The sequence below is a fragment of the Cohnella baijiui genome, from assembly GCF_020731285.1.
Classification (GTDB): domain Bacteria; phylum Bacillota; class Bacilli; order Paenibacillales; family Paenibacillaceae; genus Cohnella.
This window is the reverse complement of the sequence record NZ_JAJFOW010000509.1, coordinates 1-211: the sequence shown is the minus strand read 5'-3', so window position 1 is coordinate 211 and position 211 is coordinate 1. Positions and strand designations below refer to the sequence as shown.

1 pseudogene is annotated in these 211 nt (G+C 53.1%); it reads left to right on the top strand.

Annotation, left to right across the window (positions count from 1 at the left end):
* Positions 1–211, top strand: a pseudogene (locus LKX83_RS33580) (xanthine dehydrogenase family protein subunit M); the annotation flags it as partial.

Sequence of the window (211 nt, the reverse complement as noted above, 5' to 3'; positions counted from 1 at the left end):
AGCAATGCCTGAGACGGGTGTGCTGACGGCGGTTTCCTTTGTGATCCCGCCTTCGCACACGAAGAGTACGTATGTTAAATATGCACATCCGGCCTCTGGCTATGCCGTTGCAGGCGTATGTGCCATTGCGGGTAAGAATGCCAGCGGGAAAGTGGATTATATCCGTATCGGTATAAACGGAGTGAGTGATGTGGCTTATCGGACCGCTTCG